The sequence below is a fragment of the Vibrio sp. ABG19 genome, from assembly GCF_029962385.1.
Lineage (GTDB): Bacteria > Pseudomonadota > Gammaproteobacteria > Enterobacterales > Vibrionaceae > Vibrio > Vibrio ostreae.
The window spans coordinates 2,790,096-2,803,939 of the sequence record NZ_CP071708.1; the positions used below are offsets into that span (position 1 = coordinate 2,790,096).

11 protein-coding genes and 2 pseudogenes are annotated in these 13,844 nt (G+C 45.7%); 6 read left to right on the forward strand and 7 right to left on the reverse strand.

From position 1 onward, the window contains the following. Nucleotides 1-112: 112 nt before the first annotated feature. The 5 genes from acnA to J0X00_RS18940 form a co-directional block, all read right to left on the reverse strand. On the reverse strand, nt 113-2,746 hold the full coding sequence (acnA, locus tag J0X00_RS18920) for an aconitate hydratase AcnA (protein WP_282477476.1): 2,634 nt from the start codon (nt 2,744-2,746) through the stop codon (nt 113-115). A gap of 25 nt (nt 2,747-2,771) precedes the next feature. Beyond that, the gene (locus J0X00_RS18925; RefSeq protein WP_282477477.1) at nt 2,772-3,749 is read right to left on the reverse strand and encodes an NAD(P)-dependent oxidoreductase; all 978 of its coding nucleotides are present in this window, start codon (nt 3,747-3,749) and stop codon (nt 2,772-2,774) included. Nucleotides 3,750-4,169: 420 nt separating this feature from the next. Further along, nucleotides 4,170-5,207: a GTP-binding protein gene (locus J0X00_RS18930; protein ID WP_282477478.1), complete on the reverse strand. Its 1,038-nt coding sequence runs from the start codon at nt 5,205-5,207 to the stop codon at nt 4,170-4,172. Between the two features lie 236 nt (nt 5,208-5,443). Continuing rightward, on the reverse strand, nt 5,444-6,037 hold the full coding sequence (locus tag J0X00_RS18935) for an undecaprenyl-diphosphatase (RefSeq protein ID WP_282477479.1): 594 nt from the start codon (nt 6,035-6,037) through the stop codon (nt 5,444-5,446). A 358-nt stretch (nt 6,038-6,395) separates the two neighbouring features. Beyond that, complete coding sequence (locus J0X00_RS18940; RefSeq protein WP_282477480.1) at nt 6,396-7,370, reverse strand: integron integrase; 975 nt, start codon at nt 7,368-7,370, stop codon at nt 6,396-6,398. Between the two features lie 254 nt (nt 7,371-7,624). On the opposite strand from J0X00_RS18940, the gene J0X00_RS18945 reads away from it, so the two are divergent. Continuing rightward, entirely contained in the window at nt 7,625-8,338 is a 714-nt protein-coding gene (locus J0X00_RS18945) for a hypothetical protein (RefSeq protein WP_282477481.1), read from the forward strand. Nucleotides 8,339-8,456: 118 nt separating this feature from the next. Beyond that, a complete protein-coding gene (locus tag J0X00_RS18950; RefSeq protein ID WP_282477482.1) occupies nt 8,457-9,101 on the forward strand; it encodes a hypothetical protein in 645 nt (214 codons plus the stop codon). Between the two features lie 44 nt (nt 9,102-9,145). On the opposite strand, the pseudogene J0X00_RS18955 reads toward J0X00_RS18950, so the two are convergent. Beyond that, nucleotides 9,146-10,100: pseudogene (locus J0X00_RS18955) on the reverse strand (IS110 family transposase). Between the two features lie 351 nt (nt 10,101-10,451). Between J0X00_RS18955 and J0X00_RS18960 the strand changes: the two are divergent. The 4 genes from J0X00_RS18960 (at nt 10,452) to J0X00_RS18975 (ending at nt 13,413) form a co-directional block, all read left to right on the forward strand. Next, nucleotides 10,452-11,015: a pyridoxamine 5'-phosphate oxidase family protein gene (locus J0X00_RS18960; RefSeq protein ID WP_282477483.1), complete on the forward strand. Its 564-nt coding sequence runs from the start codon at nt 10,452-10,454 to the stop codon at nt 11,013-11,015. A 142-nt stretch (nt 11,016-11,157) separates the two neighbouring features. Continuing rightward, nucleotides 11,158-12,360, forward strand: coding sequence for an IS256 family transposase (locus tag J0X00_RS18965; RefSeq protein WP_282476458.1), 1,203 nt, complete (start codon nt 11,158-11,160; stop codon nt 12,358-12,360). Between the two features lie 505 nt (nt 12,361-12,865). Further along, a complete protein-coding gene (locus J0X00_RS18970) occupies nt 12,866-13,123 on the forward strand; it encodes a type II toxin-antitoxin system Phd/YefM family antitoxin (RefSeq protein WP_136486645.1) in 258 nt (85 codons plus the stop codon). After that, nucleotides 13,111-13,413, forward strand: coding sequence for a type II toxin-antitoxin system RelE/ParE family toxin (locus J0X00_RS18975; RefSeq protein ID WP_282477484.1), 303 nt, complete (start codon nt 13,111-13,113; stop codon nt 13,411-13,413). Before J0X00_RS18970 ends, J0X00_RS18975 begins: the two co-directional genes overlap by 13 nt. Here J0X00_RS18975 and J0X00_RS18980 read toward each other — a convergent pair. Beyond that, a pseudogene (locus J0X00_RS18980) lies at nt 13,406-13,824 on the reverse strand (IS66 family transposase); the annotation flags it as partial. The gene J0X00_RS18975 and the pseudogene J0X00_RS18980 overlap by 8 nt on opposite strands. Nucleotides 13,825-13,844 lie beyond the last annotated feature (20 nt).

A 13,844-nucleotide genomic window follows, 5' to 3' on the forward strand; every position in this document is an offset into this window, starting at 1 on the left:
TGGATACTGTTAAAGGGAGTGGTTGATCAGCTATCAAAGATACCCCAGTCGATGGTAAATCTCAATTGAGTTAACGAGCGGGGTATCTGTTGCAACTTATTGATTATATGAATCAACTTATCATTGAATCTGCGTGTTTATCACACGCGTATTGGCTGAGAATATGGCGAAAAACTCCGCCCTGACGCAGCAGATCTGCTTCCAGCCGGGTTTCGATTGCTGCGCTAACGCTAAATGTCACTCGCTCTTCATCTGGTTTAGCTCTGCGCACCGCAACCGTTACCTGTGCCTGAGGCTGGATGTGTTGCGGCTCGGCACAGATTTCAATTTGATCGCCATGTTGCAGGTTTAAATCGGCTAATTGCGCAGGTGATAGCACTAAAGGCAGGATCCCCATACCAATTAAATTGGAACGGTGGATACGCTCGAAGCTCAGTGCCAGCACCGCATGGACATTGAGCAGTTTTTGTCCTTTTGCCGCCCAGTCGCGGGACGAGCCCATACCATACCGTTCTCCGGCAATAATCACGGTAGGCTGGCTGTTTGCGCGATATTTATTCGCTACTTGCCAGATTGGCGCCACCTCACCGCTTGGGATGTGTAGGGTATGGCCGACCGGGAGATCATCAGTGAGCTGGTTGAGCAGGCTTTTGTTATAGAAAGCGGCACGCATCATTACTTCCCAGTTTCCGCGGCGTGAGGAAAACACATTCAGATCAGAGCGGTCTTCACCACGTAGCACCAGAAAATCGGCAATATAGCTCTGCTGCGGAATCGCGCTGGCCGGAGAAATATGGTCGGTCGTCACATCATCACCCAGTATCATCAGCGGATAAGCACTGTAGGAGCCAAGGCTGCTTGGTGCATCCTTATCAACAAATGGCGGACGACGAATCGTGGTTGAATAACTGTCCCAGGCAAACAGCGGCGAGTCAGTCACACTGAGCTTATCCCAGCCAGGTTGATGACTGGCTTTTTTAAATTCAGACTTAAAATCGTTCGCATCCATCGCAAAATTAACGCTGTCTGAGATTTCTTGCCTGCTTGGCCAGATATCACGCAGAAATATCGCCTCACCTTGCGCTGTAATGTGCAGAGGCTGTGACTCGAGATTGATGTGTGCATCGCCCGCGATGGCAAACGCGACAACCAGAGCCGGCGACATCAGATAGCCCAGTTCCAGATCCGGATGAATCCGGCCCGGGAAATTACGGTTACCTGAAATCGCAGCCACCGGAGTGATTTCCCCTCTGGCCTGAGCTTGTTGAATTTTTTCCGGCAGTTGGCCGGAGTTGCCTATGCAGGTGCTGCAACCGTAGCCAACGATATCAAAGCCGAGCAGCGACAGTTCATCCAGCAGGCCGGCCCGCTGCAGATATTTGGCTGCGGCTGGTGAGCCGGGTGCTAGTGAGGTTTTTACCCAGTCGGGAATGGTCATGCCATAGCGATTAGCTTTACGGGCTAACAATCCGGCTGCAATCAGCAGGGCAGGATGTGTGGTGTTGGTACAACTGGTGATCGCCGCTATCGCGACAGGATAACTCGGCAACTCACCGCTGGCGGTGCGTTTGATGCACTGCAGATTCAGCGAAGCCGGAATGTGTTGATAGTCGAGCAAATCTTGTGGCCGTTTTGGCCCGGCGACCTGCGTTGAAATCTGGCCCAGATCGATAACAATAGCGCGCGAATACTCAGGTGTCTGGTCGGGCTCAAACCACAGACCGTTGTGTTTGCAATAGTGCTCGACCAGGCTGATATGTTGCGCCGTGCGGCCTGTTCGGCGCAGATAGTCCAGAGTCTGGCTATCGACAGCAAAGTAGCCAGTGGTTGCGCCATACTCAGGCGCCATGTTGGCAATCACGCAGCGGTCGTCGGCACTGAGCGATGAAACGCCGGGCCCGAAGAATTCGACACAATCTCCGGTCACGCCAAGACTACGTAAACGCTGTGTCACCACTAAGGCGAGATCAGTCGCCTGCGCTGTGCCGGTGAGTTCACCCACCAGTTTTACTCCGACAATATCCGGAATGCGCAGCATGGTCGGAATGCCAAACATTGCGCTTTGAGCTTCCAGTCCGCCGACGCCCCAGCCAAGCACTCCAATGCCATTGACCATAGGCGTGTGACTGTCTGTACCCAGCATCATATCCGGCGCCAGCCAATGCTCCGGACCCGATTGATAGGTAGTCACCACGCTCGCCAGTTGTTCCAGATTGATGGTGTGCATAATGCCGGTGCCCGGTGGATTAATGCGCACATTGTGAAACGCTTTGCTTGCCCAGCGTAAAAAACGGTAGCGCTCTTCATTACGTTGCATCTCTAAAGCGAGATTCTTAGGTGCCGCGTTGGGATCGGCGTAATATTCAACGGCCAGAGAGTGATCGACAGAAATATCAACTTGCAGTGAGGGATTAAGCTTCTTCGGGTCAATCCCTTGTTCTGCCAGACAGTCACGCAGGGCCGCCATATCAACCAAAGCTGGAGTGCTGGTGGTGTCGTGCATTAATACCCGCCGCGGATAGTAGGGGATTTCCTTATCGCTGCTGGTGGCCGGCAGCCAGTCAAATATGGTGTCAATCAGTGCAGAACGCTCATCGCCTGAGTGATTGCGCACGGCATTTTCCAGCAGCAAACGCAGCACATAAGGGAAAGCGCTGAGCTGCTGGCCGCACAAGGACGGCAAATCCACGTATTTGTAGCTTTTGTTCTCCCACGGGAAGTCATTAATAACAGACGCTTTTGTCATTGGATGTACTCTCTTTTAACCGATATTAACCATTGATGACGCTGTGCAGCGCCTCACCGTGAACAGAACGCAGGATATTGGCAAAACAGTAATCGATTCTGCGCTGCCAGTTATCAATCGATGTTCCCGCCATATGCGGAGTCAGGATAACGTTGTCCCGGTTGGTGAATGGGTTAGCAGCGGGGAGCGGTTCAACTGCAAAAGTATCGAGTGCCGCGCCGGCGATAAGTCCCTGGTCCAGCGCTTCGATTAAGGCCGGCTCATGAATAATGGCCCCGCGCGCCGTATTGATGAGCAGGGCATTGCGTTTCATCAGGCTAAACTGCTCAAAACTAAGCATCTTGCGGGTCTCTGCTACCAAAGGTGTATGCAGGGTAATGATGTCAGAGGCTGTAAGCAGCTGATCCAGTGGCATCCAGGTAGCGTTTAGGCTTTGTTCCGTCTCTGTGGCGATTCTGGAACGCGAGTAATAGTTCACCTTGCCTTTAAATCCCGCAACAATATGCGCCACAGCCTGGCCGATGTGGCCAAACCCGATAATGCCGACTTGTTTATCTCTAAGCTCACCCAGGCTCAGTGCATGTTGATGGCCCAGCCAGTCTCCGTTTTGCATGGCGTTGTGGTGTGCAGGCAGTTTTCGTAACAGGCTCAGCATCAATAGAACGGCATGCTCGGCAACGGTCCAAGAATTAACGCTGCCGTTGTTAGCGACCGGAATGTCCAGTTGTGTGAAGCGGTCCAGATCGAGTAGATCGGAGCCGGCACTGAGTAGTTGCACCAGTTTTACATTGTGCAAAACGTCGAAATCGTTAAACGGCACGCTGTAAATCATCACGAACTGTGTGTTGGCCAGTTTCGAACGACGCTCTTCGTCACTGGTAGTCTGGTCACAAAGGTGGAGAGCAAAGCCTGTAGGGACGCTACTTTTGATCTGTTCGATGACCAGTTCAGGGATGCTTGAGCTGTTTTTATAAATTAAAACAATAGATTGGGGAGAGGGCATAGAAAGCTTCCTTGCTTCTTGAGACCAGAACGGGGCTGACTTTTATTTTCTGCATTTTTTAGCTGGAAAATGCACCTCATGTATATTTGCATTTTTTAATTAAAAAATGCAATAAGAGCGGGTGTGAAATTTTACGAACTGTGCGCTTGATATCCGTGATTTGCAGATTGAAGTGCTGTATCAACAGCGGGGAATAGGAAGTCAATGCCTCCACTATGCACGTCGCAAAGCGACATCTGAGGGTTTAAGTCGTTTGAGACTGATGGTGTTCAGTGAAAATACGGCCCTCAATCTGGCCTGCAAGTGGTGGGCGAGTCGGACGGTCTGATCAAGATGGAAATACATGTCTGAGTCCGAACGGTCCGCTCTGGTCTCATTCGGTTGATAAGACCAGAGCGTAATACTCAATGGGAAGAGGGGTTAACCTTTAATCTGGCACGCCAACATAGCGCGCTCGATCTGCTGCCAGTCTAATTCCCGGGTAGTGATGATTTCGATACGGCTGTCGCGGCGATAGGCGACTTTATCGAAGTCGTGCTCGTCATTAACCCGGTTAAAGAAGACCCAGGCGTTACCGATGCGGATCACCCCTTTGATACGTTGCACATCGGTCAGTCCGGTTAATATCTCTTCCAGCGCCCAGTAGTCAAAGCAATCGTCGCGGTGGAACAGCCAGCCGCAGCTGTATAAACCGCTGCCGTGACCGGTTTTACGCACCGGTTTACCCGGTTCAGGAACAGTCTTATGATGATGTTCGTGGGCGTGCTCGTGGTGATGGTCATGATGTTCGTGTTCATGATCATGACTGTGAGCATGAGCATCCGGGAACTGCGCTTTGAGCTGACCATTGCGCACCAGATCGAGCAGAGCAGGTTCAATCCTGCCGCGAATCGTCCGGCCCAGATGCTGTTTCGGCGGAAACATATTCCCTAAGCTACTTTCTGCCAATTCAATCTGCTGCTCTTCTGCCAAATCGCACTTGTTGATCAGAACCACATCGGCCAGGTTAAGCTGATCGTGGAAAATCGGATTGCTGAGGACTTCCTCCTGCGCCAGACAGCGCGGGTCGAGCAGGCAAACCGTAGCGCGCAGATCCAGCACGTTTTTAAACCCCGGTCCCATCAGTGTGTCGATGATACCTTCCGGGTGGCCGATACCGGTCGGTTCAATGATCAGACGATCAGGATTGGCGTGTTCGATTAAAGCTCGCACAGTCTGACCCAGCGACGCGCCAAGTGAACAACAAATGCAGCCACCGGCTAACTCTTTAATATGCAAACCCTCTTCGGTCGGCATCATCTCCTGGTCAATCCCTACCTGACCAAATTCATTGACCAGCACAGCCCAAGATTCACCTTGCGGCTTTTTCGCCAGCAGGGCGTTGATGGTGGTGGTTTTTCCGACCCCAAGAAATCCGGTGATGATATTGGTCGGGATAGTGTTTGCTTGTTCATTCATAGTGATTTTTGCTCACGTCCAGGGCTTGAGTTGCAGCGATGCGAAGTTGTTATTCTGATTTGGTGTTACAACATAACAATATTGCGCGGGGTCTGGCAACTTAAACTGGTTGGATATCAAGGGCAGAGACTCTGAAACCAGGTGAAAGAGCAGGCTTTTGCCGTCAGGAGCAGCAAAAGCCTGTGGGGGGATGTGTCGATAAATTTAAAATAGCCGCTAGTATTTGCGCGGTAAGCTTACAAAGCAGACTTCTTCATTCTGACCAACCAGCCAGCGATGTGCTCACTTAACTCAATCATCAAGTTCACCAACCCTGCAAACCGAGTGGCTAAATAGTGCTTGAATAGCAATGCAGTCAGCGCGCTAATCAGGTATCCACCCAAGATATCGAAAGGATAGTGCACGCCGACGAAAATCCGCGCCCATCCGGTGCTTAACGACAAGGCTAAAAGCACCAGCCCTAACTTGCGCAAGGATTTTTCGAAGGACAGATAGAAAGCAACACTGGCGAACAAAGTGATGTGATCACTGGGAAACGAAGAATCACTGGCATGACTGATCAGCTTGATGCCTAAATGATCGACAAACGGGCGGTTGTGATACCAGACAAGTGAAATGGCATAGTTTATCGCCAGCGCCAATACGGTCGTTAACCCGGCGTTAAATGCCACCGTTTTAGCGTGTTTATCGCGCATCCAGAGCAGCGCCAGGCACAATGGGATGAGAAAAACCGGCAGTTCTGCACACAGTTTTGCGATTTCCAACAGCGCAGGACTGGGTTGATGAGAGGGGTTAATCAGCAGAAATAGCCAGTGGTTTAAGGATTCCATAACAAACTCATTGAATATCTAATTAAAACTTTTAAGCAAAGCTACGCAACGAAACTTAAGAAACGCTTAAGGGACTGAATTAATGAGGTTTTTCAATCCAGACATACTCGAGTCGGAACCACCTCAAGCGGATGTTGGTAACGATAATACATAAACGCAAAGTGCCAGGTTCATCTAAGCCTTCTCCTTTGGCGATCGCCTCTGTTAGCAGTATTCTCCAACGTAACTTATCACGCCGACTGCCTTTTCTTTGATATTGCCGTAGGAATGAGGTCGGTAATTTGATATAAACTTATGCATTCTGTTGTCATTCATCGGCTTTGCTATCGACAAGGTATGGCGGTAGCGTCTCTGAAATTCAGGGTTCAGAGAACAACGCAGATAAAGGGCTTTTCACGCCTGCGGCTCCGCGATCAATGACATGGGTATAAATTTGTGTCGTTCTCACATCGCTGTGGCCCAATTGTTCCTGCACTGTGCGGATATCGGCTCCACTTTCTAATAGATGAGTTGCGAATGAATGGCGCAGAGTATGACAAGAAATTGACTTGTTTAACTTAAGTTTATACTGAGACCTCGTGATCATTTTTTGAAGAGAGGTCTCGTGAATATGATGGCGATACCAACCTTCATTGAGTCCATATTGAGTAAGATACCGAGCAGGGAAAAGAAACTGCCAACCCAATGATTTATCAGCGTTGGGACATTTCTCTTTCAAACGAGTGGGTAAGTTAACACCTTCATAAAGCGGATTTTGTAGATCGAGCTGGTGGAGTTGACGGACAATTTGAATTTGTTGATGTAAAGCAGGATATAGCTCTTTTGCCAAAGTAACCACGCGGTTTTTTCCACCTTTGCTTTGCCAAATTCGCAGCGCGCCATAATCAAAATCGATATCTTTAACGCGCAAGCGAACGGTTTCCATCAAACGTAAGCCAGAGCCATACATCAACTGATAAGGCAGCAAAGATTGAGACGGTATAGCATCGAATAATAGCTTCACTTCTCGTGGGGTAAGAACAACGGGTAACTTCTTGTGTTTGTTTGACTTTCTGAAACGCAAATCCATATCAAGGGGTTGTTGGAGATACTCTTTATAAAGAAAAACCAATGCGTTTAACGCAATATTTTGCGTCGAAGCCGAAGCATGTAGCTGGGAGACGAGAAATGTCAAAAATGTCTCAACATCGGCATTGGTTAGTTTACTCGGGTGCTGATTCCGATGAAAACGGATGTACTGAACTATCCAGTACCGATACGTTTGAATGGTTTTACGGGCGTAATGTCGCGCCAACATGAACTCTTGTAGACTCGTCAAAAAGGGCGATTTCATACAAATACCAATGCTGTTTAAATGTACAGTTATTGTAAGTGATGCCTGTGGATAGATTAAACAGACAATGTCGGTATTTTGTGATCCCAAAAGCGTAAAATCCTACTTCTCTCATACTGGCGCCCTAATGGTGAAAGGAAAGTGGCGAGAAAAGTACATCAAATATAGATAGACAAGAAAATACAGACATTGTCTGTCTAAGAACTGTTAGGCATTACAAGCAACCACATCGGAATAACTGAAAGTGAGAAGTCATGAAAGCTGGAGATATATTAGCAACTCAATCTAGTGGATTCGTAAGTAAGTTTATTAGGTTTTGGACTCGTGGCGAATGGAGTCATGTCGCTATTGCCACCTGTAACAATAAAATTCTTGAAGCGGTAAAAAGTAACAGCAATGAAGAGTATCACGATGTAAGAGAAATCACCTTAAACGATTTTCTGAAAGATAAATCCAAAGTTATTCTTCTTAATCGACCAAATGATCTGACAGGAAATGAACATGCTCAGTTAATGAGGTTTTCGACGGAAGTAAAAGCCAAGGACTATACTTGGGTGCACGCTTTAGCTACTACAATCTTGCCACTATACAAATTTTTACTAATGATCGTTTTCTTTATCTCAATATTTACGATTTCTAGCGAAAATCTTTTCGTTTACTTTGGAGTGCTTGGGGTGGTTTCCGTATTTCTCTTCGGGGTATATAAATTAATGGCACTTGCTACTAGAAGTTCATTTGGTGTCGAAACAACAGAGAAAATTTATAGTAAGTGCAGTTTGGGGCGATACTTAGTCAGGAAAAGATACGATATGTTTTGCTCGAAACTGGTACTTCTAGCAGATAGAGAAATCGATGGACAGCTTTCGAAAGCCCTACAATATGAGGATGAGGTTCAACCAACTCAAGTTGTCGAGTCATGTAAAAGCTTAGGTTGGGAAGTTCAAGTCATAACTACCTCAAGTCAGTAATGCCTAACAAAACGTTCCAATTGACCTACCACTGTCACGAATTTTGGTTGCCAAAATTAGCGCCAGCAGTCGGCAATTGAACTACACGTTATGAGACCGGTCAGAAAGTATGGACTTTATGAACTTAAAAATAGAATCGAAGAAATTGGCAAAAAGTCATTTTGAGCTAGAGAGAAAGCGACTTAATTGGAAGCTTGAAGTTAAGAATAAAATTAAGTTTCATTTTAATGAGCTTATACTTTCTGAAAAAAATACTGGGTATCCGTTTATATTATTTTGCCAAGATAATAATGAATTTGAAAATTTGGATTCGATTCAGATCACTGCTGAATCCAATTATACGGGTATAACTCAAAAGTTAGCGAATGGTGGCTCCAAACTAGATTTTGAAAAAGGAGCAGGGCTATGTTTTTCATTGTCCCCTAAAGGGGACGTGGTAGTTACTATTCGCCCCTACAAGTCGGAATGGGTTCGTAGAGTGGAAACAAGTATAATAATTGCACACGGTATATCTCCTGACGATATTACAGATGGTTTTATTAAAAAGTGTATGCGTCGTTTCATCATTTATACAAGAGCATCAAGTGTTTACGGGTCTTACACCACAACGCTATATGAATATCTATTTATAAAATATCTTTTAGTTGTGGATATAAAAAATCGCGGGCAATTATTAAATAGTGCATTGGATTTTTCAAATAAATGGGGTGTCGCTGTGATTTCCGCTTTACTTGGTGCCATTTTTAACGAAATGTTAACCTAATTGGGGCGTAAAAGTCTCATAACAAACGAGTATGGCGTCAATAGTTAATTTTTCGCCATATTTTCATTCCACATAGTTCCGTCTCTTAGCATTGAATTTAGGATCACAACCATCTTTCTAACACAGGCAATGATGGCGACTTTTTGGGGTTTTCCTGCTTCCAGTAATCGCTGATATGTGGTCTTAAAAACAGGGTTAGATTGCATTGCAGACATCATCGCCATATAGGACTGTACGCACCTGAGCACGCCTACCTTGGATAATTCGTTTGCCTTTATAGCGGCCACTTTCTCTATTCATGGGAGCAACACCTATTAGAGAAGCCGCTTGTTTATTGTTGATGTAACCCAGTTCAGGAACGTTGCTAATGATGGCGGCCGCACTCACTTTTCCGATGCCTGGGACACTTTGTAAAATGATATTTTTGCTCTGATAAGAAGGCGTTTTTTCAATGAGAGCAATGATGAGTGTTTCGATCTTCTCTATCTGATTTTTGAAAGAAGTAATGATTGGATTGATGGTGGAATGAAGCGTTTTAGGGAGTTGTTGTAAGCGATTCTTTTCCATGGTTTGCATCGTTAAAATTTGATGTCGACGAGCGACTAAGTCACTCATTAAACACATGATTTCTGGTTTTAACTGGGTCAGTTGAGGTTGGATGGCTTCGCTATAATGAGCGATTAATTGAGCATCCAGTTTATCCGTTTTAGCTCTGCGGCCAATAGCGCTGGCGAAGCGTTTAATGTGGATAGGATTGGCAATCACAAAAGGTAAATTGGCTTTGGAACAGGCGATAATAAAAGGCATTTCAAGGCGGCCGGTTGCTTCGATAACGATGCGTTCAGGCTGATGTTTCTTGATGATTTTTACCGCTTCTTTTATTCCTTTATCATCATTAGAAACCGTAAAAAAGATATCAAGTGGGCGGATATAGATATCTAGATTTGCTTTGCCGGTATCAACACCGACATTAATATTTTGAAGTGTGTTTGTATTCATAATAAGCTAACTCTTGCTTGCGTAATGCGGGTTCGAGACCCAGTCGAGTATTCGAGTTTGGTGCTTGGAGTTCTATGTCGCGTTCATGTTTGTTATCGGTCTCTCGATAGAGGAGCCAGCGCTCAATCGAACTACAACATAGAAAGCTTTAGTTGCAGCTAAAGCCTGGGTCTCACATTACCCGAAACAGGTCGATTAATGGGAATAATTTCCCATACAAAGCAAATCAATGGACGCTTAACGCTTGGTTACTTATTGTTTTAGGTTTTAAATATGTTGTGGCATTGGTGAAAGCGCCACTGTTTGCGGCGTTATGCTTTTTATCGAAATTTAACATGGAGGTTAATCGTTATGGGTAAGCAATTTTCAGAGTTGGCCGATAAACATATTGATTTTATTGGACAGCAAAAAATTTATTTTGTAGCTACTGCCGCAGAAAGTGGTAGCGTGAATTTGTCCCCTAAAGGTGGAGATTCTTTGCGAGTTATCAACCCAAAGCAAATAGCTTGGTTGAACCTTACAGGAAGTGGCAATGAGTCTGCATCACATGTTATTCAAAACCCAAGAATGACTGTTATGTTTTGTGCTTTTGAAGGCTCTCCTCTAATCCTGAGAGCTTATGGTAAAGCTACGGTTTTGCACTCTCAAGACGATAGTTGGGACAAGTATGCACCGCTGTTTCCGGAAAGTGTTGCTGCGAGACAAATCTTTGTCCTAGATGTCGATTTGGTGCAGTCTTCCTGTGGAATGTCAGTTCCTTACTTTACCTATGAAGGAGACCGTGAAGACTTAGCTAATTGGTCAGAAAAGCAAGGTGCAGAGGGTATAGAAAAATACTGGCTCAAAAAGAACCAAAAGAGTATCGATGGTTTTGAAACTGAAATTGCTAAAAGGTCTGGCTTGGACGTAGATTAATCGAACAAAAGCGTCCCAATAACCACAGGCATACAAGCATTTAAGAGTGATTCGCAACGCTTGGCAGTTTCGCTTCGCTCAGTATAGGTAGTGTTTAGAAATCTGTGTCATTTCAGTATGATATACAAAACAGGAATGACACATGAACAAAGACTTCGATCTAGAACAAGCTATTAAAGCCCTTCAGTCAGGCCAAGACCTGACAGGTAAAGATGGCTTCTTAACTCCGCTCATTAAACAAATCACAGAAGCTGCTTTGAAAGCAGAACTCGAACAGCACCTTGAAGGTGATGAGCAACCTAACCGTAAGAACGGCTCAAGCAAGAAAACGATTAAGTCTTCTGTCGGCACGTTTGAACTGGATACCCCACGCGACCGCTCTGGAACATTTGAACCCCAGTTAGTTAAGAAGAACCAGACTAAATTGACCGATGAGATCGACCGTAAGATCCTATCCATGTTCTCGCTCGGTATGAGCTACCGTGATATCCGTGGTCACGTCGAAGATATGTATGGCATTGAGGTCTCTGAGGCCACCATCACAGGTGTTACCGACCGTTTGATACCTGAACTGAAGGAGTGGCAGCAACGTCCGCTCGATGCGCTCTATCCGTTTGTCTGGCTCGATGCAATCCACTACAAAATTAAAGAAGACGGACGCTATGTCAGTAAAGCGATATACACAATCCTAGGGTTAAACATTGAAGGTAAAAAGGAACTTCTTGGGCTGTACCTATCAGAGTCAGAAGGGGCAAACTATTGGCTATCAGTGCTGACAGATTTGTATAACCGTGGCGTTGAAGATATCTTGATCGCCTGCGTAGATGGGCTAACAGGCTTCCCAGAAGCGATAGCAACCATCTATCCTGATACAGAAGTTCAGCAATGCATCATTCACCAAATCCGTAACTCTATGAAATATGTTGCCTCTAAGCATCAGAAGGCGTTTATGGCCGACTTGAAGCCAGTCTATCGGGCTGTGAGTAAAGAAGCGGCCGAGATGGAGTTGGATAGTTTGGAAGCCAAATGGGGACAGCAATACCCAATAGTGATTCGTTCCTGGCGGAACAAATGGGCAAATTTATCGGTTTACTTCAAATATCCAGAATACGTCCGAAAGGCTATTTACACGACAAATGCTATTGAAGCCGTACATCGCCAATTCCGCAAACTGACCAAAACTAAGGGAGGGTTCCCAAATGAAAATAGCTTGCTCAAGCTACTGTATGCTGGGATATTGAATGCTTCTAAGAAATGGACAATGCCAATACAGAATTGGAATATGACATTGTCTCAACTGGCGATTCATTTTGAAGGTCGCTTGGATGACGTCTTAGATATTTAGCCAAAATTAGCTGACACAGAATTCTGAACGCCCTCCAAGTATAGCCAAGCGCCGCTCACACCTTAATGCGGCTACATGGATTCCCCCGGTTGTCAAACATCCGCTAAACTTCAAGTGAGGGGTTTTGGACTGCCGCTCTACATTCGGTCTTTATAATCGATGGTTCGCAACATCGTGACCCTGATGACTTTGCGCGACTGCGGTGCCTTATTCGTTAGATGACATCATATGTGTCCGCCGCATTAACAGGCTCTCCGCTAGTGGTCTTAACCTATCTCCATCTTTCCCTTTCGAGTCAACGACATGAATACTGAAGTGGTTTTTAGCTAAATCGATACCGCCAAAATAAGAATAATCAGACATGGTGCCTTCAGTGCTAATAAGTACCACGTAAGTGTGGCAGATCCTCGGGAGGGGAATCCATGCCATTCGTTAGCCGTCATGGAGCTTGCTATACTAAAAGTGATAGAATAGTATCACTCTAGTATTATTTGGAGCAGCTCTCATGAAAGTAGAATTAGTAACATCACTTAAGCGCCAAGCCACTAAGATCCTTGCCGATCTTCACGATACCAAAGAACCAGTATTAATTACCGAGCATGGTAAACCGTCTGCATATTTGGTAGATGTTGATGATTACGAGTTTATGCAAAACCGTTTATCAATTCTTGAGGGGATTGCGCGAGGCGAACGTGCACTAACTGATGGTAAAATGGTGAGTCATGAAGAAGCCAAAGACAAAATGTCAAAATGGCTAAAATAATCTGGACTGAGCCAGCGTTATCTGACCTAGATGATATCGCTGAATACATCGCACTTGAAAAATTTGTAGCTGCAAAGCAATTGGTTCAAACGATCTTCGCTAAAGTTGAACGTTTAGAAACTTTCCCTGAATCGGGTCGGATTCCGCCCGAACTAGAACATTTAAGTTATCGAGAAGTTGTCGTTAATCCATGTCGTGTTTTCTATAAACAAGACGGTGATAAAGTATTTATTCTGTTTGTCATGCGTGTTGAGAGAGATTTGCGTAAGTTCCTGCTAAGTAAGGTGTGAACTCTAATTTCGCTGCGGTCTTCACCGATTTTATGCAGGCTGTGTTTGCAGCAAGAACACGGCTTTTCATCGTTGTCTAAATCGAGTTTGATAGTCTCACGAGGCAAGTTTTTTGGCAGTGGGCTGACGCTTACCACGTTTTTTATTGGTTGTAATTTCCACCTCTTCTTTCGCGGCTTCGCATTCCACTTCGTTGAAGAGGTCACCTTGGGATTCATCGTAAGGCTTTAACGCCTCCGAGCGTTTAGCAAACTGACGGTCGAAGGCAAGCTTGAGTTGTTCAAGCAGCGATTGACGCTCTTGTTGCCATTGTGATTCCTTTTGCTCTTGCTAGGTCATTAGGGCTTTCACCATCGCTTGTAGCTCGGCAACATCTTGGCTTTCGGGGTTAATATTTGGCGTCTTTTTCATGGCGTTCATTATACTAAAAT